We start from the raw sequence: 23,821 nt of genomic DNA, 5'->3' as shown, positions 1-23,821 counted from the left end.
CGATGCAATCGATCAAGAAACTCGTTCTTTGGGCGTGGGGCATCCTCACCACTCCGGCGGCAACGCTCGGCCTGGGCTTCCTGACCCTCGGGGGCTTCGTTGGCGGCGTCATTTTTTGGGGCGCCTTCAATACGGCGCTTGAGGTGACCAACACAGAGCAGTTCTGCACGTCGTGCCACGAGATGAAGAACAACGTGTACGAAGAGCTGACGCGGACGGTGCACTTCTCCAACCGATCCGGCGTGCGCGCCTCGTGTCCGGACTGCCATGTGCCTCACAAATGGACTGACAAGATCGCACGCAAGATGCAGGCCTCCAAGGAAGTCTGGGGCAAGATATTCGGGACCATCGACACCAGGCGCAAGTTCCTGGACATGCGTCTCGAGCTCGCCCAGCATGAGTGGGCGCGGCTGAAGGCCAACGACAGTCTTGAATGCCGCAACTGCCATTCTTCCGTGGCAATGGACCTGTCCAAACAAACCACACGCGCGGCCGAAATCCACACCCGTTATCTCCTATCGGCCAAGGCGACCTGCATCGACTGCCACAAAGGCATCGCTCACGAGCTTCCGAACATGGAAGGCGTCGACCCGGGCTGGAAGGTGCCGCCCGAGCTGGAGGGAAAACAGCTGCCGCAATCCACGGCGATCGATGACCTTGAACGCCTGATGACGAGCTATCACCCGGCTTCGCATAGCTTCGCGAAGTGACGACCAGCCCCTGGCGTTACGTGATTTCGGTCGAAATTGTCGCACCCTATGGTTGCGGCGGCGATGATTGCTCCAGAACAAAGAGCAGGACCGGGACCAGTCATATCGTTCTCCTTGTCGAAACGACATTCACAAGGAGATTGAGATGTTCACGCGACGCGAAGCCCTCATCGGAGCAGTCGTAGCGGCTGCCGCGGCGGCCGCGATACCTGCCTTCCCGACCCAGGCACAGACCGCTGATATCGCGGCCCTTCCTCGCCAGAAGGTATCGCTCGTTGCGCCGCCCTTCGTCCATGAACACGACCAGGTGGCCAAGGGCGGCCCAAAGGTCGTCGAGTTCACGATGAAGATCGAAGAAAAGCCGATCGTGATCGATGACGAGGGCACCACACTCCGGGGCATGACGTTCAACGGCTCGATCCCCGGCCCCATGATGGTCGTTCACGAGGGCGACTACGTGGAACTTACTCTGGTCAATCCGGAGACGAACGAAATGCCCCACAACATCGACTTCCATGCCGCCACGGGCGCGCTTGGCGGCGGGGCGCTTACGCACGTCAATCCCGGCGAGCAGGTAACGCTGCGGTTCAAGGCCACGCGCACAGGGACGTTCGTCTACCACTGCGCGCCGGAAGGCATGATCCCGTGGCACGTGGTTTCGGGCATGAGCGGGACCGTGATGGTCCTGCCGCGTGAAGGACTGAAGAACGAAAAGGGCGAGCCCGTTCGCTACGACAAGATCTACTACGTCGGAGAGAACGAGTTCTACATTCCGCGGGACGAGAACGGCAAATACAAGAAGTATGAATCCCTCGGCGAAAGCTACGACGACACGCTCAAGGTCATGCGCGGCCTGATCCCGACCCATGTGGTCTTCAACGGCAAGGTCGGATCCCTCACGGGAAAGAACGCCATGACGGCGAAGGTCGGCGAAACCGTCATGATCGTCCACTCGCAGGCCAATCGCGATACCCGGCCGCACTTGATCGGCGGGCATGGGGACTATGTCTGGGAAGAAGGCAAGTTCGCCAACCCTCCGGCAAAGGACCTTGAGACCTGGTTCATCCGCGGCGGATCCGCAGGCGCAGCGCTGTATACTTTCCTTCAGCCCGGCGTCTACGCCTACGTGAACCACAATCTCATCGAAGCCGTTGAACTGGGGGCGACTGCTCACTTCACTGTCGAAGGCGAGTGGAACGACGACCTGATGAAACAGGTCGACGCGCCCAGACCGATCCCGATGAACTGACAGCAGGACCTGAACAATGGAAGCGAGCGCGACCCGTCGGCCCCCGGCGGGTCGCGTTTCGTTGAAGGCCACCACCATGCCAGTCAATACGCTAAGATTAGTCGGCGGCGCTGCTGCCGTCGTGACGGTCGGAGCCGTTGCCCTGCTGAATTGGGCTGAGCCTTCGGAACATAGGCAAATCCGAGCCCCCGCAGCAATAATCGTTGCGGCCGCACCTGGCTCGTTCTCGCACGCAGAGCCTGGCGAATTTCTGATGAATGAGCGCCCTGTTCAAGCGCCGCGAAGGCAGGTCGCCATCAGTCAGCCTCTTGAGATCATGAAGTACCAGGTGAGCCTGGACGAGTACGCGCGCTGTGTCAGCTCCGGAGCCTGCAAGACGGCGGATGCGGAAGGAAGCGGCAGCGTTCCGGTAACTGGCGTGAGCTACCTCGACGCCGAGGCATACGCTCGCTGGTATTCCGAGGCGACTGGAGAGACATGGCGGCTGCCAACCGACGAGGAATGGGCGCATGCCGCCAGCGAACGGTTCCGGGGCGACATGGAACCGTTGGAAGAAGACCCGCAGAATCCCGCCCGCGCTTGGCTGTCGAGCTACCAGCGAGAGGTGGACCTGGCGCGGAAAGCAGATCCAGCGCCGAGAAGCCGCGGTTCTTTTGGCATGAACTCCAGGGGCGTGGCGGACATCGCGGGCAACGTCTGGGAATGGACATCGACATGTTATGCACGCGTCACCATGGCCGCAGACGGCAAGGCCACCGAAACGTCAGTCGAGAATTGCGGCGTTCACGTCGTCGAGGGGTTCCACCGGACATACATGTCCAACTTCATCCGAGATGGAAAAAGCGGTGGGTGTGCTGTTGGCTTGCCGCCCGACAATCTGGGCTTCCGGCTGGTTCGGGAACGGCCTGCTTTCATGACCATTGCCGCTTTCCTGGAGCAGATCCGGAGGCTAGGGCGCGAAATGTTAGGCTCCTGACTTCCCATGCCGAACAAGTGATCCGGCGCGCGAGGGATGGTTCATCGACAACGGTCTGCCCCCTTTGAAGTGGTCCTCCATTGTGTTTCCCCTCGACGTTGAAGATGAGAGCCGCAACTCATCCGCGTTGACGGATGACGAGGCCAACTGATGCAGGTGTCAAACATGAATTGCGGCGTTTGGTTCAATCGGGGGCCTGCATGGCTCTTCGCTCCAGCGCAAAAACGCGCAGTGGAGGCAAGAAGGGAGCGCCGACCGCTGCCAAGCACATCGCTGTGGCAGCAAGACGCGTTGTCCGTGATAGCTGCCTGGCATCACCCGCGTCACGCTGCTGTGGCGGACCTCTGTACCTGTTACGTCAGTTTGGGTTGTAACAAAGCCTTCCCGAAGAGTGCGGCAAATCCCAGGAACGCCACTGACCATGCCGCTCCTGCGATCTCGATCAGATGGAGTTCCGGGAGAAAGACGGCTGCAATCCGCAAACCTGCAGCCGCGATGATGGCCGCAAACAGGAAAGCTGCTCCGTGTCCGGCCTTCAGCGGCCGCCCGGTGTGACCCAGCGTGGCGCGTACCATGACGGAAAGCGTCATGGCGCCGATGGCTCCGCCGCCAAGCGCATGCATGCCCGCTGCGACAGGCAGGCTCTCGGGAAGCACGATGGAAGCCGCCAGGAGGGCGAAACCCACCGGAATGAACCCATAGGCGAGGTGGAGGACCAGGACGAGTGGATCCTTGATGGTCCGGTCGCCGGCCCATCGGGCCAGGCGCACCGACTGCAAGGCGGCCGCAATCCCAAGTGCAACTGCCGTGCCGACGCTGATTGGAGCGAAGCACCATGAGGCGAGCGCAAGCGTGCCGACTGCAAGAGAGACCACGTCGAAGCGATTGAAGGGTACTGGAAGGCGTCCCGGATTCTGCCGGACAAGCCAGTTGCGCGTAAAGCTCGGTACGATTCGTCCGCCGATGACCATGACGAGCAGCACCGCGGCGCTCATGCCAAGCCGTCGGCTCGTGTCGGAAAGGCCGAGAAAATGAGCTTCAAGGTGGAAACACACGTTTGCTGCCAGAAGCATAGCCAGCGGCAGCAGCACTTTCAGATTGCGCCAGTTTCGGCCCGCAACGATTTCAATGGTGGCCGCCAGAGCGACGGCGCCAAGGAACGCCGCGTCCACCGTCGCCGACGCTTGCCAGCCGATGACAGACGAGAAAAACACCGCGAAGCGGCCTGCGATCCAGATCGCCACGAGACCCAAGAGGGGAAATCCCTGAACGGGCAGGCGGCCCGTCCAGTTCGGGATGGCAGTGAGCAAGAAGCCAGTGATGATCGCCGCCAGATAGCCGAACAGCATCTCATGCACATGCCAGTCCAGTGGCGCCAGAAGGCTGTAGGTCTCGAGGTGGCCAGCGTAAAGCGGGAGCCAGAACAGGATCGAGATCCCTGCATAGACCGACCCGAGAAGGAAGAACGGCCTGAACCCATACGACAGGAGCGCGGGCCCTTTGTAGGACCGTAGTCTTGGAATTCCCATTCTTGCGACTTTCAAAAAAGAGCCGGGCGGCCAAGAATGTCCGCCCGGTCGGCCTCAGCGAGGGCAATTGAGGCCAGGAGGAGAGCGTGAACTACTTGGCGGCTACCGATTGGCCGAAGAGTTCGGCAAACGCTGCCTTGGCCTTCCCGGTCTGCTTAACCGCCTTGGCAGCGTCGGCGTTGATTGGCTGGCCGACAACTACGAGGGCGACCATGCCCATGCCGTAGTGGGGAGTGCACTTCACCCCGTAGACGCCTTCCTTGTCGAGGGTCACCGTGATCTCCTCGTTCATCTTGCCTTTGAAATCGGCGGCGCCTTCGGGGATCATGCCCTTGATGGACTCGGCGTTGTGAGACTTGTCGGTGGGCACGAACTTGACAGTGTCGCCAGGCGCTGCCTGGACGAAGTTCGGCTGAAAGACCATTACGCCCTTTTCGCCCTTGTTGAGCATTTGGACCACGTGTTCCGCAGCATTGGCGCCGCCGGCGAATGCGAGGAGCGAAACGGCAGTGGTGAGGTGGAGGAGGAATTTCATAATATGCCTTTCTAGCGATCTATGGCTGCGTCAGCAGTTGCCTCTCACTACCGCCATTGCCGTCGAGGGAATTTGCGATTGCGCAAATTAGGCAAGAAAACCCTGGAAGTGGCGCGACCTCGGGATGGGTAATCACCGACGACGGTTGAAGTTCGATGTTTGTGGGAGGTTCGGCGCCTCGGAGGGGGAATTCGCGGATGGCAGTTCGCGCCACACGAACCGTCTTTCCCCCAGGGGGTAACGGGCTAGGCTTCCGCAAGACGATTGACACAGATCAATCTGTTTTTCCCTTTTGGGGTACACAGTGCAGTGGGCACGATAGCCACGAAACCAGAGTAATGGAGGCAGTCTTGTACACGAATATTCTCATAACCACGGATGGTTCAGAACTTGCGCAAAAGGGTGTCGACCACGGCCTGACGTTAGCGAAGAGCCTTGGCAGCAAAGCGACAGTGATAACGGTGGCAGAGCCCTACCCACCGAACAGCCCCGCCACGGTCGGGTCATGGACTGATGCTCAGCAGCATCATGCCGATGCTGCCTTGAATTTGGCAAAAGAAGCGGCCGCAAAGATGGGCGTGACCGTCGAGGTAGCGCTGGCGTGGCATGCATCGCCTGCGGAAGCGATCGTCAAAACGGCACAAGATCGTGGCTGCAACCTCATCGTCATGGCGTCTCACGGACGACGTGGTGTGAGCAGGCTCTTGCTCGGAAGCCAAACCGCGGAAGTTGTCCACCTCTCCAAGATTCCGGTGCTCGTCGTACGGTAGAGGTGTGCGAACTGTCCAAGCCTGCCAAGGCCGCGCCGACGCCAAGCGTTAGCGCGGTCTGGCAATTGCGTCCCGTCAGCGGATCGCGGTCAGGCAGTGAACCGTAGCAGCGGCGAACTTCTGAGCGCGATTGCGCTCCAATTCAGTCGGAAGCCGCTCTCCGAAGTCGAGATAGCAGTCCAGGAGCAGCTCGCAAAGTGCCGCCATCCCTAGCGAGCTTCCGTTTGGCGTGCTTTGCAGCAGCGGCGAATGACCAAGCGGCGATCTCGCCAGGCTATCCGCGCGCAGCCGCGCTTGCCGCGCAAGCTCCCGCAGCCGTGCCCCCTCGGTGTCAGTTCCGCGGGCAGCCGCGATTTCAAGCTGTTCGGAAAGCCGAAGCTCCATCTCGGCCCATGCGAAATCCGTCCTTCCGGATGTGGTCCGCTGCTTGTGAAACGCCAGCCTTCGCTCCCGGCGCAAGGTGGCGACGTGCCCCAGTTCCTCCCTCGCCATCGTCTCCGCTGCCTCCCGCAACTCGTTTGTCGGTGCGCGCGCGGCCATGTAGGTCCAGAAGACAAAGGCGCGCTCTTCGTTGCGCACCGCCATCGAGAACGCCCGATAGCCGTTCAGAAGTTCAGGTGCGATGGTTCCCGCTCCCTCATCGTCGAAAACGTCGGAGAGCTGCCAGCTGATCCGTGATTGTTCTGGCTGCTTCCCGCTGACCTGGTGGGACCAGTGCGTGACGTTGTCGATGTGTTGCCTTTCCTCCGCGGCCAATCTGTCAAAAACGCCGGCGAGATCGGGCCGGCCTTCCTTGCGCATTCTGGAAGACAGTTCCGAATAGCCCGTGGCGGCCTCCTGCTCCATCGCATAGGCGAGGGCGACCAGCTCGTCCATCGTATTGACGGACACATAGGGCTCCCACTTCAGAACCGACATGGACTTCCTCCCAGTGCAAATATCGGAGCACCCTAAAGCGGGATGCTGACCTTCGGTTTGCGCTAGATCAAAGACGCGCGGGCTTAAGCCGTCTTTATCGCACTCGGGCCAGCGACCTGCATGCGGTTGCAGACTCGTCGCGTGGGCAACCACCCCGCGGGCAAAAGACGCGCCTTGGCGAAATCGCCAAGCCGAACCGGAATTCTATCGTGACAAGCGCATTTCTCCTCAAAGCCAACAAGACAGCGGCCAGAACCTTGATGGCCGCCCTGGCATTCATTGCAATCGCCAGCGTAATTTTTGGGCAACTGGCTGACGCTTCAGCGGCGAGCCGGGTCGCCGAATTCTTGCCCAAGGCACAGCCCGCCGAGTTCTTCCAGGGTGCCGAACGGTTCGGCGAACTTGCAGGAGAGCCGCCGCTCGCCCCTGTTTATCGAGGCGACGACATCCTGGGGTACGTCTACCTCAATTCGGATTTCACCAGCGCGGTCGGCTATTCCGGCAAACCGATCCACATCCTGGTCGGCATCGACAAGCATGGCGTTGTCCGTGGGTTCAAGCTCGTTGACCACAAGGAGCCCATCGTCTTGATCGGCATCCCCGAGGAGAAGGTGGTCGCCTCGCTGAACGCGCTCATAGGCAAGGACATGGGGCGCGTAGCGGCGGGCGCTGAGCGACCGCCCCAGGTGGACATCGTCAGCGGCGCAACGGTTACCGTGCTCGTCATGGGCGACAGCATCGTGCGGTCGGCGGTCAAGCTGATCCGTAGCAACCGCTTGGGGGAGGCTGGGCTGGCATCCGCTCCCGCTCACGCTGCGACGACGAAGCTCGACCTGTCCAAGAGCGAAGTCCACGATTGGGAGGCTCTCGTCGGGGATGGCTCGGTCCGAAAACTCCAGCTTTCGGTGGGCGAAGTTACCGACGCGTTCAAGCAGGCTGGTTTGGCGCAGGCCGCCGCAAGGCCTGAATCGAACAATCCAGGCGACCGTTTCATTGAACTTTACGTCGCCCCGGTCAGCGTGCCGTCGATAGGCCTCAGCCTGCTTGGCAAGAGCGGCTTCGAGCGGATGCAATCCATGCTGAAGCCTGGCCAGCAGGCGATCGTCGTTGCGGGGGATGGGCTCTATTCCTTCAAGGGATCCGGTTACGTCCGGGGAGGCATTTTCGACCGCATCGAGCTCCTCCAGGATGGACAAGGAGTGCGCTTCCGCGACCGCAATCACGCCCGCCTCGGCGACCTGGCAGCGGTCGGCGCGCCGCGGCTGCGGGAGATCGCATTGTTCATCGTGCCGCCGGAGTTTTCGCTGGACCTGACCGAGCCTTGGGAACTGCAGTTGCTGGTGCAGCGCAGCTTTGGCGCACGCGAGAAGGCGACGCTCCCCTTCAACCTCGGCTACACGCTGCCGGACCAATACCTGACAGTGAACGAGCCGCCGGCACCGCCGTTGGCTCAGCCACAGCCCTCGACAGCCGCAGCGGCGGCAGCCCAGCCCGACGCCAGCGCCGGAACTCTTCCGGACGAAGAGCCGCTGTGGGTCAGGATGTGGAAGATGAACACGATGTCTATCGGCATCACGGTGTTTGGGCTTCTTGTCCTTACCGCCATTTTCTTTTTCCAGGACTGGCTTGTCCGGCGGCCGAAGCTTTTTGGCTGGGTGCGTCGCGGCTTTCTCCTGTTCACGCTCGTCTGGCTCGGCTGGTACGCCAATGCGCAGCTGTCCGTGGTCAATGTGCTGACCTTCACAAACTCGCTGATCACCGACTTCAATTGGGAGTTCTTCCTTTCCGCGCCCCTCGTTTTCGTCCTGTGGGCGTCGGTCGCGGCAGGCCTGCTGTTCTGGGGGCGCGGGCCGTTCTGCGGCTGGCTTTGCCCCTTCGGCGCCTTGCAGGAGCTAACCAACAATCTGGCCCAATGGCTGAAAGTGCCTCAGCTGAAGGTGCCTTTCGGGCTGCATGAGCGGCTGTGGCCTATCAAGTACATCATCTTCCTGGGGCTGTTCGGGCTCTCCTTCTACTCCGTCGCGCTGGCAGAAATGTTCGCGGAGGTCGAGCCGTTCAAGACGGCCATCATCCTCAAATTCGCGCGCGAATGGCCATTCGTCATCTTTGCGCTGACGATCCTGTCGCTCGGGCTTTTTGTCGAGCGGTTCTACTGCCGCTACCTCTGCCCACTGGGCGCGGCGCTCGCCATCCCTGGCCGGATCAGGATGTTCGAATGGCTCAAGCGCTACCCGGATTGCGGCTCGCCATGCCAGCGCTGTGCCAAGGAATGCCCGGTGCAGGCAATCCACCCGGAAGGCCAGATCAACGTCAACGAATGCATCTACTGCATGCATTGCCAGGAACTCTACCACGACGACCATCGCTGCCCGCACATGATCCAGGTGCGGCTGAAGCGCGAAAAGTTCCAGGCGCTTTCGTCGCCTTCCTTGCGCAGCGACAACGATCGCGGACCTGCAAAGCCTGTAATCACCCATCGGGGCGCTCCCATTCCCCCAGCGCCGGGGAAAGCCGAGCCGACGAAACAGCCATGAGCAAAAAAAGGAGGCTCAAATGTCAGACGAGCAAATCAACAGACTGAACAGGCGACAGCTGCTGGGCACTAGCGTGGCCGCGGGGGCGACCGCGGTGAGCGGAGCCCTGACGCTGGCCGGCGGAGCCGTATCGCCCGCCGCCGCCCAATCCTCTTCTGCCGCGCCGAGCGGCGAAGGCGCAAGCTATGAGGTGAAGCCCGGCGAACTCGACGAATACTACGTCTTCTTTTCCAGCGGCCAGTCGGGCGAGGTCCGTATCGTTGGCGCGCCCTCGATGCGCGAAATGATGCGCATTCCGGTCTTCAACCGCTGCAGCGCCACCGGATGGGGCCAGACGAACGAGAGCCTCAAGGTGCTGACCGAAGGACTGCTTCCCAACACCAAGGAGTTCCTGAAGGACAAGGGCGGGATCTACCTCAATGGCGACCTGCACCATCCTCACCCCTCGTTCACGGACGGGACCTACGACGGCCGTTATCTTTTCGCCAACGACAAGGCCAACACCCGCGTCTGCCGCATTCGTCTCGACGTGATGAAATGCGACAAGATCATCCAGTTGCCGAACCAGCACACCGTCCATGGCTTGCGCGTGCAGAAGTATCCGAAGACCGGCTACGTCTTCTGCAACGGCGAGGACAGGGTGCCGATCCCCAACGACGGCAAGGTGCTCGACGACCACAAGCAGTATCACGCGATCTTCACCGCCGTTGACGGCGAGACGATGAAGGTCGCCTGGCAGGTGATGGTCGACGGCAACCTCGACAACGTCGACGCGGACTACCAGGGCAAGTACTGCTTCGCCACCTGCTACAACTCGGAAGAGGGCGTGAACCTCGCCGAGATGATGGAGAAGGAGCAGGACTGGGTCGTCATCTTCAATCTCAAGCGCATCGAGGATGCCGTCGCCAAGGGCGACTACAAGGAGATCAACGGCGTTCCGGTGATCGACGGCCGCAAGGGTTCGCCCTACACCCGCTATGTTCCTGTCCCGAACAGCCCGCATGGCATGAACACCGCGCCCGATGGAATCCACGTCGTCGCCAACGGGAAGCTGTCGCCGACGGTGACCGTGTTCGACGTGCGCAAGTTCGACGACCTGTTCGACGACAAGATCCAACCCCGCGATACCGTTGTCGCGGAGCCCGAACTCGGCCTCGGGCCGTTGCACACTGCCTATGACGGCAAGGGCAACGCCTACACCACGCTCTTCATCGACAGCCAGGTCTGCAAATGGAACATCGAGGACGCCAAGCGTGCCTACAAGGGTGAGGCGGTCGACCCTATCCGCCAGAAGCTGGATGTCCACTACCAGCCCGGTCACAATCACACCTCGATGGGGCAGACCAAGGAGGCCGATGGCAAGTGGCTGATTTCGCTGAACAAGTTCTCGAAGGATCGCTACCTCAACGTCGGGCCGCTGAAGCCGGAGAACGACCAGCTCATCGACATCTCCGGCGACCAGATGGTGCTTGTGCACGACAACCCCACCTTCGCGGAACCGCATGACGCAACCCTGGTGCACCGCTCCAAGGTCAATCCCGTTCATGTGTGGAGCCGCGACGATCCGTTCTTTGCCGACGCGGTCAAGCAGGCGCAGGCTGACGGCATCGACCTGATGTCGGCGGCGGAAGTCATCCGGGACGGCAACAAGGTGCGCGTCTACATGACGTCGGCGGCGCCGGCGTTCAGCCTCGAGAGCTTCTCGGTAAAGCAGGGCGACGAGGTCACGGTCTACGTAACCAACATCGACGAAGTGGAGGATCTGACCCACGGGTTCAGCATCATCAACTACGGCATCAACATGGAGGTCGCGCCGCAGGCGACCGCGTCGGTCACCTTCACCGCGAGCCAGCCAGGCGTGTACTGGTATTACTGTTCGTGGTTCTGCCATGCCATGCACATGGAGATGAAGGGCCGCATGTTCGTCGAGCCGCAGGGCGCTTGATGGCCATGACCCGTTCGGGAGCATTCACAGCGATGGGGGCGGCGGCGATTGTCGCCGTCCTCTCTGGCCCTGCCTGGTCGGCCAGCATCGTGGTCCCGGCGGGGAGCGGAAACGTGCAGGCCATTGTCGACGCGGCGTCGCCGGGCGACGTCGTGACGCTCTTGAGTGGCGAGCACAAGGGACCGATCGAGATCCGGAAAGCGGTGGCGCTGGAGGGCGCTCCCGGAGCTGTCCTGCTGGGAAGCGGCCACGGCAGCGTCGTGACCTTGTGGGCGCCGAATTCGGCTGTGCGCGGTCTCGAGGTAAAAGGTTCGGGCACGGACATGGAAGCGATGGATGCCGGAGTGTTCGTCACCAAGACGGCGAGGGCGGCCATCGTCGAGGGCAACACGATCGTCGGGAATCTTTACGGAATCTATCTCCACGGTTCCACGGACGCGCTCGCCAAGGGCAACCGGATCATCGGGATGCGCGAAGGCCGCACCAACGAGGCCGGGAATGGCGTGTCGGTCTGGAACGCGCCCGGAGCCAAGGTCATCGACAATGACATCAGCTTTGGCCGCGACGGCATATTCTCGGTGACAAGCAAGCGAAACGTCTTCAGCGGCAATCGCTTCCGAGGCGTGCGGTTCGCTATCCACTACATGTACACAAACGACAGCGAGATCAGCGGGAACATCTCGCTGGATAACGCCGTCGGCTACGCGATCATGTATTCCAGCAGGCTCAAGGTCACCGACAATGTGTCGGACGGCGACCGAGACCGAGGCTTGCTGCTCAACTACGCCAACGGCTCGCAGATAACGGGCAACGTCGTGCGCGGACGTCCGCAATCGGAGGAACGATGGAGGACGGCTGGACAGCAAGCCAGCGAGCATGGCCTGCCGGCCGCTGACGCCGAAGCGTCTTCGCCTTCCGCACTGCGGATTGGCCCGGAGAAATGCGTCTTCATCTATAACGCCAACAAGAACCTCTTCCGCGAGAACTGGTTCGAGGGCTGCGAGATCGGCATCCATTTCACGGCCGGGTCCGAAGGCAACACCATGTCCGGCAACGCCTTCGTCAGGAACCGCAACCAGGTCAAGTATGTGGGCACCCGCGATCTGGACTGGCAGGTTGACGGACGCGGCAACTACTGGAGCGACAATCCGGCCTTCGACCTCGACTCCGACGGCATCGGCGACGCTCTCTATCGTCCCAACGATCTAATCGACAAGGTCCTGTGGACGGCTCCCCAGGCCAAAGTTCTCGTCAACAGCCCGGCGGTTCAAGTCATCCGTTGGGCGCAGGCGCAGTTTCCAGCGCTGCTTCCGGGCGGCGTGGTGGACAGCCGACCGCTAATGGCGCCTCCAGCACTGCAGGGAGCAGCGCGATGAACAGTGAAACCGTGAGTGTTGACGGCGTGGCGAAGACCTATGGCCGCCATGAGGCCGTGAAATCCGTGTCGCTCGCGTTGAAGGCAGGCGAGACGATAGCGCTGGTGGGGCACAACGGCGCCGGCAAGACGACCCTCATCAAGCTCATGCTGGGTCTCATCCGCCCGAGCGCCGGAAACGTCCGCGTCTTGGGTGAAAACCCGGCGGCAGGCGAATTTGCCGCGCGGAAGAGCTTGGGTTACCTGCCGGAGAACGTTTCCTTCAACATGGCGCTGACAGGGCGCGAGACGCTGGCGTTTTACGCTCGGCTCAAGCGCGCGGCCCTCTGCCAGGTCCCGGAACTGCTGGATCGCGTGGGACTGAGCGCGGCGATGGACCGACGGGTAGGGACCTACTCCAAGGGTATGCGCCAGCGGCTGGGGTTGGCGCAGGCGCTTCTCGGGAGTCCGAAGGTCCTGCTGCTCGACGAGCCGACGACGGGGCTCGACCCGTCGCTGCGGCGCAGCTTCTACGCAATCATCGACGAGCTGAAATCCCAGGGATCCACCGTCCTGCTGTCGTCACACGCCCTCACTGAACTCGAGGGAAAGGCAGACCGCGTAGTCATCGTCAACCGCGGCATCAAGATCGCGGACGGCACGATAGACGAACTGCGCCATATCGCGCGGCTGCCCACGCGCATCCGTCTGAAGCTCGCAGACCGCGAACCCGGCACGGTCGACCGTTGGATAAGCGACACGGGCAGGTGGCAACGCGTCAACGGCCACATGCTGGAAATCGACGCCGCCCCGGAAGACAAGATCCAGCTCCTGCGCAAAGCTGCCGCAGAAGGCGCGCCCGTTGCCGATCTCGACCTGATCCCGCCGACGCTCGACGAGCTCTACGCGCATTTCTTGAGCACGCAGGACGCACTGCCATGAAAAACATACTGATCCTTGCCCGGAAAGAGGTGCAGGAGGCCCTTCGCAACCGATGGGTGCTCGCGACAACGCTGTTGCTGGCCGCACTCGCCCTGACATTGACGTTTCTCGGCAGCGCGCCGACGGGCATTGTCGCTGTCGGGGCGCTTGACGTGGTCATCGTCAGCCTTTCCAGCCTGACCATCTTCCTCGTGCCGCTAATCGCTCTGCTGATCTCCCATGATGCCATCGTCGGCGAGATGGAACGGGGCACCATGCTGCTGCTTTTGAGCTATCCGGTTGGCCGCTGGCAGGTGATTATCGGCAAGTTTGTCGGGCATGTGGCGATACTGTCGTTCGCTACCCTTCTCGGCTATGGCGCGGCGGCTGCGGCGCTGGCGGCAACCGGTGCGGCCATCGACGCAGCAAGCTGGTGGGCGTTTCTCTCCATGATTGGCGCCTCGGTAATGCTTGGCGCCGGGTTCATCGCGATCGGTTACCTGGTGAGCGCGCTGGTGCGGGAGCGCGGGACAGCCGGAGGAATAGCGATCGGTGCCTGGCTGCTTTTCGTCCTCATCTACGACATGGCGCTGCTGGGGGTGCTGGTGGTGGATCAGGGCCGCAACCTGGATGGCGGTCTGTTGGACACGCTGCTCCTGCTCAATCCAACCGACGTCTACCGCCTGCTGAATCTCGGCTCCGGCAGCGCAGGATTGCTGTCTGGAATGGGTGGCATCGCACAGAGCAGCGCGCTCACACCGGCCATCCTGGTCGCGGCCCTTGCCGGATGGACGATCATCCCCTTGGCGATGGCCACGGTCGTGTTTTCAAGGAGAGAACTATGAGACTCGCCGCTGTTGCCGGCACGTTCGCTGCGGTCCTGTTTCTGGCAGGCTGCGGTGCTGAAGAACAGGCGGAGACGCCGCAGCCTTTTGCCCTGACGGAAAGCGCCATTGGCCACTACTGCGGCATGAACGTCCTGGAGCACCCAGGGCCCAAGGGACAGATCGTGCTGGGTCGCATACCTGAACCGATCTGGTTCTCGTCTGCGCGCGATGCGGTAGCGTTCACCATGCTGCCAGAAGAGCCCAAGAACGTCGCTGCCATCTTCGTCTCTGACATGGCTGCAGCTCCGACCTGGGACGAGCCGGGCTCTGAGAACTGGATCGACGCCAGGAAGGCATACTTTGTCATCCGCAGCTCCAAACGGGGCGGCATGGGTGCCGAGGAGACGATTCCTTTCTCGACTGAGGCCGCGGCCCGGGCTTTCGCGACAAAGAATGGCGGCGAGGTCGTCGATTTCGCCAGCATCCCGCCTGACTACGTGCTCGGCAAAAGCCAGGCGGGTGGATGACATGGCCACGTTCATGAACCGCCGTCGCGCAATCGGCATACTGGCCGCCGCCTCGGGTTTGAGCCTGCTGCCGTTCGGTTCTGCTGTCGCAGCCCCGGCCAGCGCCGTGGACTGGCGCGGGCAGGCGCTGGGTGCGCCCGCTGCATTGAGAATTCACCACCACGACCGCGCGCATGCGCAGGCGTTGGTAGAACAGGTCGCGGCAGAGGTCCGGCGCCTCGAACGGATCTTCAGCCTCTATCGCGAGGATTCGATTCTGGTGTCGCTGAATCGGCGGCACTCGATCGTAGCTCCGCCTGAGGAACTGGTCGACCTGCTCGCCAAATGCCGCGGTTACTGGACTTTGAGCGGGGGCGCGTTCGACCCAACGATCCAGCCGATCTGGTCGGTCTACCAAAGGCATTTCTCAGTTCCCGATGCCGATGTGGCAGGCCCATCGGACCGCGTTCTCCGAGAGGCGCGGAGCAAGGTCGGGTTTGACCGGGTCGTTTTCAGCCATGACCGCATTGAGCTCCCCGCTGGCATGGCGCTCACCCTCAATGGCGTTGCCCAAGGCTACATCACAGACCGTATCGTGGCGCTACTGCGGGCTGGAGGCATAGGTTCCTGCCTCGTGGACATGGGCGAGTGCCGTGCCGTCGGCATGCGCCCGGACGGCAACGGCTGGCGGGTTGCGATCGCCGATCCGGATGACGCGGGCCGCCAAATCGCGGTCTTGGATGTCGTCGACCGAGCGGTAGCGACGACCAGTCCCTCTGGGTTCCATTTCGACGGCAATGGCCGCTTCAACCATCTCCTGGACCCGCGCAGTGGCCTGCCGGCTCATCGCTACAGGAGCCTGACGGTGGTCGCCGCCGAAGCCGCCGACGCAGATGCCCTGTCAACGGCTTTCAGCCTGATGGATCCAGCCTCCATCGCTGCGGCTGCCAAGAAAGTTGGAAGGATCGACGTGCGCATAGCGCCGATCGGCGGTCCGGAACTGGTGATGCAAACATGACGGGGCGGATGTTCGAGTACGGGCCCTTGCAATGTCCGAGATGCGTATCAGAACTTGCGGCGACATCGCTGGAGGTCAACCGCTGTTGCGGAGGTCGCGCGGAAAGCCCCGCGGGGATCGTGAGGACGCTTATGGCGTGGCCGCGTCGGATCGCGGCCCGATCCTGAGGGGTCTCAATGATCGGCGCATCCCTGTCGCGATGGACAATGTCTTATTTCGCCGCCGCCTTGTTGGCATTGCTCCTGGCGCTGGCGCTGATGGCTGTCGGTTATGGCTTCCCTCACGTTCCGGTCGAATCGCCGCAAACGCTTGTGGTCGTGCATCTGGCCGTGCTCGGGTGGTTGAGCCTTCTGATGTGCGGCGCGCTTTTTCAGTTCGTGCCCGTGCTGATAGCTCGTCCTCTTTGCAGCGACGCTGTGCCCTTGCCGGCTCTCGTTTGCCTGGTGTCAGGCTTGGTGGCGCTCCTGCTCGGCTTTCTGGCGCTGGAGGGAAGAATAGCCGCGTCGCCGTCGTTCTTCGCTGCTGCGAGCCTGCTTCTGGCTGTGGGATTTGGGCTGGTGCTAGGGAACCTGCTCGTCACCCTCGTGAAGGGCCGACCGCTGCCCATCCCCGCGCGCTTCGTGGTTGTCGGCCTGGCAAGCCTCGCCCTGACAGCGGCCTTAGGGGTTACATTCGCCCTCGTGCGGGGAGGCATTGCGCAGGAGCAGCATCTCGTCGAACTCGCTTCAGCAGGCATTCCCATGCACGCCATTGCGGGTCTTGGAGGCTGGCTGGGATTCTGCGCGATGGGCGTGAGCTACAAGTTGCTGGCCATGTTCATGCTGGCGCCCGAACTCGACAGGCGTGGCAGCCGCGCGGCGCTTTATCTCGGGACATGCGCCCTCCTGATTGGCATGCCTGGAGCTGTCGTTGCCGTCTGGTTTGGCGGGGGGCGCGATCTGGTGCTACTCGCAGCCGGTGCCACAGGCCTGGGTGCCATGGCGTTTTACGGCCGGGATATTCTGCACGTTTATCGTGCGCGCAAGCGTCGAACAATCGAGTTGAACGCTCGCATGGCCACTCTTGCCTTCGCATCCCTGGGCGTAGCGGTCCTGCTCGCTGTGCTCGCCACGGTCTTGGCGGAGATGCAGCGGTATTCCGCTGCGATCGTTTTTCTTTTCGCATTCGGCTGGCTTTCGGGTCTGGGGCTGGCCAAGCTTTACAAGATCGTAGCATTTCTGACGTGGCTCGAATGCTACGGCCCGATTTTAGGCAAGATGCCGACGCCTCGCGTGCAGGATCTCGTCGTTGAACCACGGGCCGGGAAGTGGTTTCTGCTGTATTTTGCAGCGGTATGGTTGGGCGCTGCGGCGCTTGTATTTGGGTACGCTGGGGCATTTCAAGCGGCTGCGGCGGCCATGCTCGTCGCGACCCTTGGCATTGTAGGCGAGCTCGTGCGCGTCAGGTATTTGGCCGACGTGCCCAAAGCCGGATTGCCATCAGGTGTTCGCAGGCCGCCCATGCTGTGGTCCGCGGCACAATGAGAGAAGGTTGACATTCATGTCCACGACATTCGTAGACCTCGATGTACGGCCGCTGCTTGCGGCGGGCGACGAACCATTCGGCAAGATAATGGAAACGGTGGCATCGCTCGGACCCGGCGTTGGCCTCAGGCTATTCGCGCCCTTCAAGCCCATTCCGCTGTTGCAGGTGCTTGCTTCAAGAGGGTTCGACTACGAGGCAAGAGAGATCGGCGGCGGGGACTGGGAGGTCCTGTTCAGGCCGTCTGGCGAACACGGACCTGTCGGTTCCGCCGAGGAGGTGTCGTCGGAGGGGTGGCCGGAGCCAGTTCGTCACCTGGACAATCGCGACCTGGAGCCGCCAGAGCCGATGGTGCGCATCCTGGCCGAGGTTGAGCAGATGGCGCCAGGAGAGGTCATGTCGGCCCTGCTCGGACGTGAGCCAGTCTTCCTGTTTCCCGAGTTGGAGAAGCGGGGACATCGCTGGATGGGAGGCTTCGATTCCGACGGTACGACCTATCGTCTGCTGGTTTGGATCAATGCGAAGGAGCGGGTTGGATGACGGTCGAAGCGACCGACGCGCTTGCCGGCCGGGTGAAGCAGGCGCTTCGGATGGTGATAGATCCGGAGCTCGGTGACAATATCGTCGATCTGGGTCTTGTCTACTACGTGGCGGTTCACGAAGGAGGGGCGGCTTACATCGTGATGACGACCACCACGCGCGGGTGTCCGGCGGCCGCCTACCTCAAGGACGGGGCTCGAGACAGCGCCAAAAGCGTCCCCGGCATTGGAGCGGTCGAAGTGTCTCTGACCTACGATCCGGAGTGGAGCCCGTCGATGATGAGCGCCGACACAAGGAGTCGGCTCGGCATTGCAGGCTAACGACCGCTGTACCTAAGGCGTAATCTCGATGTTCCCTTCGAGCTTTTCGAGCTCGAAGTCCGAGATCCGCACTTCGATCCGCACGATACCGGACACGACAATAGCCACAACCAGGTACGGAACTGTTCTTGAGAACCGCAGGAGCGCGTTGGCTGCGTCCGGCCGGCGACGGGCCAGCGCAGGACCGAGCGGCATGAGCCTCCACTGTCAGGTCGCGCGGGGCAGGGCCTGTGCTACCAGTTGTCAGGACAAGGTCGATATCGCCCTTGTCGCACAATTGGAGAAGCGCGTTTCTGACGTTTTCGACCCCATCAGGAACGATCCGCCGGATGAAGTCACGTGGTTGTGCCACGACATGCCGCAGCCACTGTTCATTGCCGGACCGCTCAAGTCTTCGTGTGGCCGCCGCTTGCCCGGTCGGAAACCGTGACAATCGCGATCCGCGCAAAAGCGTGTTCCGAAGGCGAGGTCATTGGTCGGCACTGCCCGTCAGGTGAAAGCCCGGTTTGCCACTGAGGTACCCGTCTACCATTCCTCCCGGAAGCTCGAGGCACGACAAGGCAAATCTCGTCGAAGTCGGCGATTGAGTGCCGTCGAGCAGGCCGCGATAGGCTTCGGCGACCGCAACCATGTCGGCAGTGTGCGGAGACAGCCGCAAGCGCCGGATGCCATGCGCCCGCAAGTCGTCTGGTTCAGGACAGAAAGCCTGCACCTGATTGGAGAGCGTCTGCACGCCGTTGACGGCAAGAAATTCCTGTCCGTCGATCGTATCGACCGCAAGGCCATCAGGGTCCTGTTCACACGTAAACTGGCAGGAGTCCTTGTGAAGATTGTTCAGCCTCGCGTGATAGCAGCGACCAGAAAGGGCCAGCGGCAGTCTGCCGAATGCGAAGATCTCAAAATCGACGTCGGAACAGTTGCGGGCAATGCTGCCAATTGAGTCCAACGAAAGCTCGACCGGGGGGCAAATGGTGCGAGCGCCACGCGCAGCAAAGAACCGGGCACTGGATTCGTTGTAGACATTCACGAAGGGTCCAATCACGAACGCCTGTCCGGAACGGGCCGGGATGGCCGTGACGTCGTTGATCTCGACAAGCCGCCCCTCGCTGCACCAGTCGTTTACGGCCCTGCGCTCCCGGATCGTTGCAGGTGCGGCAAGCGTGGAGAGCACGACCTCCTTGCCGCCGCGCTCGAGCCGTTCGATTACTTCGGGCCATATCGAGTCCGAGAACGGCATCCTCTTTCCGCAGACGACTTCGCCGATATGCACCCTGTCGATGGCGGCCTGATCCGCGATCCGTCTGTAGAAATCCGCCAACCGATCGGCTGGCCAGTGGAAGAAGACCGGACCAAGGGTCAATGCAATTCTTGGCATAACGCTCATCTCCACGTCTTCTTGTAGGCGCCTTCGGTCTGCCGTCCTCCCTCGGACATACCAGCCAGGATCCGGTCGATCTCGGCCGCATCGCCCCCTGCCTCGACCGCGTCGACGGCTTTTCGAAAGGCGCGGACGACTTCGCTGACGTATGCTTTGCCACGCTGGCGGCCCTCGATTTTCAGGGCTGTGACCCCCGCCGCTTTCAATCCCGCAAGCACTCCGCCGGCGTTCAGGCTGACTGGGTCTTCGAACAGGTAGGATGTCTTGCCGCCGGCCGTGAAGCGGCCCTTGCACAGGGTTGGATATCCGGTCGGCTGGCTCCGGGCATAGCGGTCGATGGTAAAGCCGGCGAGCCGCGCCGCGGTTCCCTCTGCGTCATCCTCATAGGTGACGTGTTCCGGCGGTGAACAGACGCCGCTCAGATTTGGGGACTTTCCAGTGGCGTAGGAAGACAGGTAGCAGCGGCCTTCGACCATGACGCAAAGGCCTCCGAACACGAACGCCTCGGTTTCCACGTCGATCATGCGATTGAGCGCGGCTATCTCCTGGACTGAAAGCACTCGCGGAAGGACAACGCGCCGGACACGGAACGCGTCGACATAGAACTTCACGGCCTCTGGCGTTGACGCGGCCGCCTGCACGGACAGGTGAAGCCGTAGCCCTGGGTGGTTGTTCGCGGCATGGTCGAGGACAGCCAAATCCGCCGCGATGACTGCGTCCGCTCCGCATTGGGCAGCCTCGTCCACGGCCTTGCGCCATAGGTCCACGCGGCCAGGTTGAGCGAATGTGTTTATCGCGACGAGTACCTTTTTGCCGTGACCCTTGGCAAACCGCACACCTTCCGCCAACTCGGCTGTCGAGAAGTTCAGGCCGGGAAAGTTCCTTGCATTGGTCTCGTTGCGGAACCCGCAGTACACGGCATCGGCGCCCGCGACGACTGCGGCACGCAAGGTGGCTGGCGTGCCCGCTGGACAGATCAACTCCATTTGCTGATTGCTCATAGTCAGGAACGCTCCCCTTGGTCCAATCCCCGACACGCAAGCCGCCTGGCGGCGCGAAGGCTGCCGAGTATGGCATTGTCCGCCAGGCGCCCCAGGACACCGTGCAGGCCCAGCAGGTCCGCAGGCCGCAACTCGGCATCGTCGATGGCATTTCTAAGCGCCAGAACAGCTTCAGTACGGCCCCCGATCGAGACGATTCGCCTGAAGAAAAGAGCGTCGCCATCAAGGCTGCCATCGAGCAGGCCCAACAGCATCAGGATAGGGCCGCTGATAAGGACGGCTGCGGACGACGTTTCCGACTTGCCGACGACACGGACAAGCGAGCGTTCCCCGTCCGGCACAACAAGGAAGGCAAAGGAGAGATCGGTTGGGTTGACGAAGAAGCACGCGGACTTGTGCTCGCCTAGGCGTTCGAAGAGGTTCGGCTGCCTTCTGGCAAGGTCGCGGAGGGCCCTCGTTAGAAGGGTTCCGAGCGGCAGAGCTCCGACTTTGGGAAACAGAATCCGGGCGAGCGGCAAGGAGCCGTCCCTTAGTTCGTCGGCCAATGCTGTTCTCCTCAGTGAATCCGCTTGGCTGGGGGTCTTAAGGTCGAAAGCGATGGCGCTGTTTGTCCAAGCTCAAAGAACAAACAGATTCCGCCTTGGGCCGCTCGATCGGGCTTAGAAGTCACCGAAGCGAGGGCGCGCAAGGAAGCCGTTTTCGATGCAGTCTGGAGCAAAGCTGCGGACATTCCGCTCGTCCCTCGGAATGGACAGGGGATCGAAACCAGTTCCCGCAAGCGCCGCCGGAAGGAGGTCGGAGGCCGCCAACGGGTGTTGCAAGGCAAGGAGCAGTTCGGCACGCGCCAAATCCCTATCGCCCTCCCGATCAAGCCGTGCCTTCGCGAGAGGCGGTCGTTTCCCCTGACGCTGTCCTCGAAAGCAGGTCGACCGCAGTGTGACAATTGCCGCTCCCAACAGTCGTATGCAGTGCGCTCCTATCTGCATTATTTGCAACCATGCTCCATTTCGGAAAGGCATGGATACCGTCCCTCGACTTGGCGCGCTTTGTTCCAACGCAAAGAGCGTCGCTGGATGTTTGTGGAAGGTCAAAGACGGGAGCCAGTCACCGTGGCAAACGTCCGCCGTCGGCCGCGTCGCGCGACGGGAAATGTATTCATGCACCATAGATCGCTGCCGCTTTTCAATGACCTTTCTTCGTTCCTGTCGCACCTGGACGAGCGAGGGGACGTACGGCATGTCCAGGCACCTGTTTCGATGCACCTCGAAGCAACCGAGGTGCATCGGCGCACGATCGCCAAGGACGGGCCAGTGCTGAGGTTGGACAAGCCGATCGATGCGCAGGGAAGAGTATCGACCTTTCCTGTCGTGACGAACTTGTTTGGGACGCGAGCGCGGGTCGCCGCTGGATTGGGCACCGACCTCACTGGCCTTGGTTCGTTCGGGAAGCTTCTAGCCTGGATGAGGTCCCCACAGGCGCCGAGGACACTGGGCGAAGCGCGCGACATGCTCCCTGCGGCGCGCAGCGCGCTCCTCGCACGGCCAAGAATCGTGAGAGCGCCTTCCAGCTGGAGCGAAATTGCCCCTGACCTGTCTCTCCTTCCTGTCCAGACATGCTGGCCAGGGGACGCAGGTCCCCTGATTACCTGGCCCGTCGTCGTCACCCGCGCACCTGGAGCTGACGACCCGGGAACGTACAATCTGGGCATTTACCGCATGCAGGTAATCGAGAGGGATCGCGCGATAGTCCGTTGGTTGCCGATGCGCGGCGGTGCGGCGCACCACCGTATGTGGGCGGCTCGAGGCATCGACATGCCTGTCGCAGTGGTGATCGGCGCCGATCCGGCGACGCTGCTCGCTGCCGTCATGCCTGTGCCCGAGGGCGTGACCGAACTGGCGCTGTCCGGCATGATCGGAAACAAGCGACCACGACTGACCGCGTGCCGCAGCATCCCGCTACACGTTCCCGCAACAGCCGAGATTGTGCTGGAAGGCACAGTCTCAGCCAAGGAAACCGCTCTGGAGGGCCCGTTTGGCGACCATACCGGGTACTACAATGCCGCCGAGCCATACCCCGTGTTTCGCCTCAACAGAATCCGGGTCCGTGACCAGGCCTGCTACCTGACCACCTTCACCGGGAGGGCTCCTGACGAGCCGTCGGTGCTGGGCGAAGCTCTTACCGACGTCTTCAAGCCCCTTCTTCGGCAGCAGATCCCAGAAATCCGTGACGTCTGGCTTCCGCCGGAAGCCAGCTCCTACAGGATTGCCGTGCTGTCCATCGCCAAGAAGTACCCGGGGCAGGCGCGTCGCGTAATGATGGGCTTCTGGTCGCTGCTGCCGCAGTTCTCCATGACAAAGATGCTCATCGTGGTCGATGACGACATCGACATACGTTCGTGGCCGGACGTGATGTGGGCAATCGGGACGCGCATGGACCCGTCCCGTGACCTGATGACCGTGGACCGCACTCCGATCGATCACCTCGACTTCGCGTCTCCACTTGAAGGGCTGGGAGGGAAACTCGGTATCGACGCGACGCGAAAGGTCGGGTCAGAGACCGTACGGGACTGGGGAAGCGAATTGCGCATGTGTCCCGAGATCGATCGGCAAGTGTCGCAGCGATGGAATGAAATCTTCCCGGAGTTCGGATAACGCCATGACCAAACGCATCATCGTGGGAATAGCGGGTGCTTCCGGTTCTGGTCTGGCCCTGGAGACCCTCCGGCAGTTGGCCAACGCTGGCGCGGAAACGCATGTCGTGGTCTCAATGGGCGCCAGAGCAACAATCCGACATGAACTCGGCTCTGATGGCCTTGCCCGCATCACCGGACTGGCTACTCGAGTTCACTCGCCTGACGACCTGACAGCGCCAATCGCCAGTGGTTCTTTTTCAAATGACGGCATGATCGTCGTGCCTTGCTCCATGCGCACGTTGTCTGCGATAGCGCATGGGTTGGGAGACAACCTGTTGACCCGAGCAGCCGATGTCGCGCTCAAGGAAAAGCGCAGACTGGTGGTGGTTCCGCGTGAAGCGCCCCTGCATGAAGGCCACTTGCGGTCAATGCTGTCACTGGCAAGGCTGGGAGCGACGATTGCGCCTCCAATGCCACCGTTCTACGTGGGCATGCACAGTATCGACGAGATGCTCAGGGAGATCGCGGCGCGGCTTCTGAACTGGGTGGGCGTCGATCCAGGCAGCGAGATGACACGATGGAGCGGCCTGCCACGAGATCGGCCGCCTTCACGCGAATTGGACCTTTGAACCTGCGA

The 23,821-nt window shown here is 61.9% G+C and carries 23 protein-coding genes and 1 pseudogene; 16 read left to right on the top strand and 8 right to left on the bottom strand.

Annotation, left to right across the window (positions count from 1 at the left end; genetic code table 11):
- The first annotated feature begins 2 nt into the window (after nt 1–2).
- The 3 genes from PCJ21_RS05310 to PCJ21_RS05300 all read left to right on the top strand — a co-directional run bounded on the left by PCJ21_RS05310 (nt 3) and on the right by PCJ21_RS05300 (nt 2,935).
- Nucleotides 3–710: a NapC/NirT family cytochrome c gene (locus PCJ21_RS05310; protein ID WP_269930338.1), complete on the top strand. Its 708-nt coding sequence runs from the start codon at nt 3–5 to the stop codon at nt 708–710.
- 145 nt (nt 711–855) lie between these two features.
- Nucleotides 856–1,959 carry a copper-containing nitrite reductase gene (gene nirK / locus PCJ21_RS05305; RefSeq protein ID WP_269930337.1) on the top strand — a complete coding sequence of 368 codons (1,104 nt, stop codon included), beginning with the start codon at nt 856–858 and terminating at the stop codon, nt 1,957–1,959.
- Nucleotides 1,960–1,975: 16 nt separating this feature from the next.
- Nucleotides 1,976–2,935 (top strand): SUMF1/EgtB/PvdO family nonheme iron enzyme, encoded by a 960-nt coding sequence (locus tag PCJ21_RS05300; protein ID WP_333474383.1) that lies wholly within the window; start codon nt 1,976–1,978, stop codon nt 2,933–2,935.
- A gap of 353 nt (nt 2,936–3,288) precedes the next feature.
- Here PCJ21_RS05300 and PCJ21_RS05295 read toward each other — a convergent pair whose 3' ends face one another.
- Nucleotides 3,289–4,464, bottom strand: coding sequence for an NnrS family protein (locus tag PCJ21_RS05295; RefSeq protein ID WP_269930336.1), 1,176 nt, complete (start codon nt 4,462–4,464; stop codon nt 3,289–3,291).
- Between the two features lie 91 nt (nt 4,465–4,555).
- Nucleotides 4,556–4,999 (bottom strand): pseudoazurin, encoded by a 444-nt coding sequence (locus PCJ21_RS05290; RefSeq protein WP_269930335.1) that lies wholly within the window; start codon nt 4,997–4,999, stop codon nt 4,556–4,558.
- 350 nt (nt 5,000–5,349) lie between these two features.
- Between PCJ21_RS05290 and PCJ21_RS05285 the strand changes: the two genes are divergently transcribed.
- Nucleotides 5,350–5,769: a universal stress protein gene (locus tag PCJ21_RS05285; RefSeq protein ID WP_269930334.1), complete on the top strand. Its 420-nt coding sequence runs from the start codon at nt 5,350–5,352 to the stop codon at nt 5,767–5,769.
- A 75-nt stretch (nt 5,770–5,844) separates the two neighbouring features.
- Here PCJ21_RS05285 and PCJ21_RS05280 read toward each other — a convergent pair whose 3' ends face one another.
- Complete coding sequence (locus PCJ21_RS05280; protein WP_269930333.1) at nt 5,845–6,687, bottom strand: ferritin family protein; 843 nt, start codon at nt 6,685–6,687, stop codon at nt 5,845–5,847.
- Between the two features lie 260 nt (nt 6,688–6,947).
- Here PCJ21_RS05280 and PCJ21_RS05275 point away from each other — a divergent pair, with 260 nt between their 5' ends.
- The 10 genes from PCJ21_RS05275 (at nt 6,948) to PCJ21_RS05230 (ending at nt 18,173) form a co-directional block, all read left to right on the top strand.
- Nucleotides 6,948–9,221: a NosR/NirI family protein gene (locus tag PCJ21_RS05275; RefSeq protein ID WP_269930332.1), complete on the top strand. Its 2,274-nt coding sequence runs from the start codon at nt 6,948–6,950 to the stop codon at nt 9,219–9,221.
- A 19-nt stretch (nt 9,222–9,240) separates the two neighbouring features.
- A complete protein-coding gene (gene nosZ, locus PCJ21_RS05270; protein ID WP_269930331.1) occupies nt 9,241–11,166 on the top strand; it encodes a TAT-dependent nitrous-oxide reductase in 1,926 nt (641 codons plus the stop codon).
- Nucleotides 11,167–11,171: 5 nt separating this feature from the next.
- Complete coding sequence (locus tag PCJ21_RS05265) at nt 11,172–12,542, top strand: nitrous oxide reductase family maturation protein NosD (protein ID WP_269930688.1); 1,371 nt, start codon at nt 11,172–11,174, stop codon at nt 12,540–12,542.
- The gene (locus PCJ21_RS05260; RefSeq protein WP_269930330.1) at nt 12,539–13,462 is read left to right on the top strand and encodes an ABC transporter ATP-binding protein; all 924 of its coding nucleotides are present in this window, start codon (nt 12,539–12,541) and stop codon (nt 13,460–13,462) included. Before PCJ21_RS05265 ends, PCJ21_RS05260 begins: the two co-directional genes overlap by 4 nt.
- A complete protein-coding gene (locus tag PCJ21_RS05255) occupies nt 13,459–14,286 on the top strand; it encodes an ABC transporter permease (RefSeq protein WP_269930329.1) in 828 nt (275 codons plus the stop codon). The genes PCJ21_RS05260 and PCJ21_RS05255 overlap by 4 nt, the downstream gene beginning before the upstream one ends.
- The gene (locus PCJ21_RS05250) at nt 14,283–14,795 is read left to right on the top strand and encodes a nitrous oxide reductase accessory protein NosL (protein WP_269930328.1); all 513 of its coding nucleotides are present in this window, start codon (nt 14,283–14,285) and stop codon (nt 14,793–14,795) included. Before PCJ21_RS05255 ends, PCJ21_RS05250 begins: the two co-directional genes overlap by 4 nt.
- 1 nt (nt 14,796) lies before the next feature.
- The gene (locus PCJ21_RS05245) at nt 14,797–15,792 is read left to right on the top strand and encodes an FAD:protein FMN transferase (protein WP_269930327.1); all 996 of its coding nucleotides are present in this window, start codon (nt 14,797–14,799) and stop codon (nt 15,790–15,792) included.
- Nucleotides 15,793–15,968: 176 nt separating this feature from the next.
- Nucleotides 15,969–17,315, top strand: coding sequence for a hypothetical protein (locus PCJ21_RS05240; protein WP_269930326.1), 1,347 nt, complete (start codon nt 15,969–15,971; stop codon nt 17,313–17,315).
- Between the two features lie 16 nt (nt 17,316–17,331).
- Nucleotides 17,332–17,853, top strand: a complete 522-nt coding sequence (locus tag PCJ21_RS05235) for a DUF2249 domain-containing protein (protein WP_269930325.1) — start codon at nt 17,332–17,334, stop codon at nt 17,851–17,853.
- Nucleotides 17,850–18,173 (top strand): metal-sulfur cluster assembly factor, encoded by a 324-nt coding sequence (locus tag PCJ21_RS05230; RefSeq protein WP_269930324.1) that lies wholly within the window; start codon nt 17,850–17,852, stop codon nt 18,171–18,173. Before PCJ21_RS05235 ends, PCJ21_RS05230 begins: the two co-directional genes overlap by 4 nt.
- 12 nt (nt 18,174–18,185) lie before the next feature.
- Here PCJ21_RS05230 and PCJ21_RS05225 read toward each other — a convergent pair whose 3' ends face one another.
- The 5 genes and pseudogenes from PCJ21_RS05225 to ubiT all read right to left on the bottom strand — a co-directional run bounded on the left by PCJ21_RS05225 (nt 18,186) and on the right by ubiT (nt 21,097).
- A complete protein-coding gene (locus PCJ21_RS05225; RefSeq protein ID WP_269930707.1) occupies nt 18,186–18,368 on the bottom strand; it encodes a hypothetical protein in 183 nt (60 codons plus the stop codon).
- A gap of 55 nt (nt 18,369–18,423) precedes the next feature.
- A pseudogene (locus PCJ21_RS05220) lies at nt 18,424–18,525 on the bottom strand (molybdopterin adenylyltransferase); the annotation flags it as partial.
- 117 nt (nt 18,526–18,642) lie between these two features.
- Nucleotides 18,643–19,548, bottom strand: a complete 906-nt coding sequence (gene ubiV, locus PCJ21_RS05215) for a ubiquinone anaerobic biosynthesis protein UbiV (RefSeq protein ID WP_269930323.1) — start codon at nt 19,546–19,548, stop codon at nt 18,643–18,645.
- 5 nt (nt 19,549–19,553) lie between these two features.
- Nucleotides 19,554–20,552, bottom strand: a complete 999-nt coding sequence (gene ubiU / locus PCJ21_RS05210; RefSeq protein WP_269930322.1) for a ubiquinone anaerobic biosynthesis protein UbiU — start codon at nt 20,550–20,552, stop codon at nt 19,554–19,556.
- A gap of 2 nt (nt 20,553–20,554) precedes the next feature.
- Nucleotides 20,555–21,097: a ubiquinone anaerobic biosynthesis accessory factor UbiT gene (gene ubiT, locus PCJ21_RS05205; RefSeq protein ID WP_269930321.1), complete on the bottom strand. Its 543-nt coding sequence runs from the start codon at nt 21,095–21,097 to the stop codon at nt 20,555–20,557.
- 612 nt (nt 21,098–21,709) lie between these two features.
- Here ubiT and PCJ21_RS05200 point away from each other — a divergent pair.
- Nucleotides 21,710–23,203, top strand: coding sequence for a UbiD family decarboxylase (locus PCJ21_RS05200; RefSeq protein WP_269930320.1), 1,494 nt, complete (start codon nt 21,710–21,712; stop codon nt 23,201–23,203).
- Nucleotides 23,204–23,207: 4 nt separating this feature from the next.
- On the top strand, nt 23,208–23,813 hold the full coding sequence (locus tag PCJ21_RS05195) for a UbiX family flavin prenyltransferase (protein ID WP_269930319.1): 606 nt from the start codon (nt 23,208–23,210) through the stop codon (nt 23,811–23,813).
- The last annotated feature ends 8 nt before the right edge of the window (nt 23,814–23,821 follow it).

The organism is Aminobacter sp. HY435, assembly GCF_027568395.1.
Classification (GTDB): Bacteria; Pseudomonadota; Alphaproteobacteria; order Rhizobiales; family Rhizobiaceae; genus Aminobacter.
Note: the sequence above shows the minus strand (reverse complement) of the source record. Positions and strands in the feature narration are given on the sequence as shown.

Coding starts and splice junctions, on each gene's coding strand:
- PCJ21_RS05310 (WP_269930338.1), top strand. CDS start 3: ATGCAATCGATCAAGAAACTCGTTCTTTGGGCGTGGGGCATCCTCACC.
- nirK (WP_269930337.1), top strand. CDS start 856: ATGTTCACGCGACGCGAAGCCCTCATCGGAGCAGTCGTAGCGGCTGCC.
- PCJ21_RS05300 (WP_333474383.1), top strand. CDS start 1,976: ATGGAAGCGAGCGCGACCCGTCGGCCCCCGGCGGGTCGCGTTTCGTTG.
- PCJ21_RS05295 (WP_269930336.1), bottom strand. CDS start 4,464: ATGGGAATTCCAAGACTACGGTCCTACAAAGGGCCCGCGCTCCTGTCG.
- PCJ21_RS05290 (WP_269930335.1), bottom strand. CDS start 4,999: ATGAAATTCCTCCTCCACCTCACCACTGCCGTTTCGCTCCTCGCATTC.
- PCJ21_RS05280 (WP_269930333.1), bottom strand. CDS start 6,687: ATGTCGGTTCTGAAGTGGGAGCCCTATGTGTCCGTCAATACGATGGAC.
- PCJ21_RS05275 (WP_269930332.1), top strand. CDS start 6,948: ATGGCCGCCCTGGCATTCATTGCAATCGCCAGCGTAATTTTTGGGCAA.
- nosZ (WP_269930331.1), top strand. CDS start 9,241: ATGTCAGACGAGCAAATCAACAGACTGAACAGGCGACAGCTGCTGGGC.
- PCJ21_RS05265 (WP_269930688.1), top strand. CDS start 11,172: ATGACCCGTTCGGGAGCATTCACAGCGATGGGGGCGGCGGCGATTGTC.
- PCJ21_RS05260 (WP_269930330.1), top strand. CDS start 12,539: ATGAACAGTGAAACCGTGAGTGTTGACGGCGTGGCGAAGACCTATGGC.
- PCJ21_RS05255 (WP_269930329.1), top strand. CDS start 13,459: ATGAAAAACATACTGATCCTTGCCCGGAAAGAGGTGCAGGAGGCCCTT.
- PCJ21_RS05250 (WP_269930328.1), top strand. CDS start 14,283: ATGAGACTCGCCGCTGTTGCCGGCACGTTCGCTGCGGTCCTGTTTCTG.
- PCJ21_RS05245 (WP_269930327.1), top strand. CDS start 14,797: ATGGCCACGTTCATGAACCGCCGTCGCGCAATCGGCATACTGGCCGCC.
- PCJ21_RS05240 (WP_269930326.1), top strand. CDS start 15,969: ATGATCGGCGCATCCCTGTCGCGATGGACAATGTCTTATTTCGCCGCC.
- PCJ21_RS05235 (WP_269930325.1), top strand. CDS start 17,332: ATGTCCACGACATTCGTAGACCTCGATGTACGGCCGCTGCTTGCGGCG.
- PCJ21_RS05230 (WP_269930324.1), top strand. CDS start 17,850: ATGACGGTCGAAGCGACCGACGCGCTTGCCGGCCGGGTGAAGCAGGCG.
- PCJ21_RS05225 (WP_269930707.1), bottom strand. CDS start 18,368: ATGCCGCTCGGTCCTGCGCTGGCCCGTCGCCGGCCGGACGCAGCCAAC.
- ubiV (WP_269930323.1), bottom strand. CDS start 19,548: ATGCCAAGAATTGCATTGACCCTTGGTCCGGTCTTCTTCCACTGGCCA.
- ubiU (WP_269930322.1), bottom strand. CDS start 20,552: ATGAGCAATCAGCAAATGGAGTTGATCTGTCCAGCGGGCACGCCAGCC.
- PCJ21_RS05200 (WP_269930320.1), top strand. CDS start 21,710: ATGCACCATAGATCGCTGCCGCTTTTCAATGACCTTTCTTCGTTCCTG.
- PCJ21_RS05195 (WP_269930319.1), top strand. CDS start 23,208: ATGACCAAACGCATCATCGTGGGAATAGCGGGTGCTTCCGGTTCTGGT.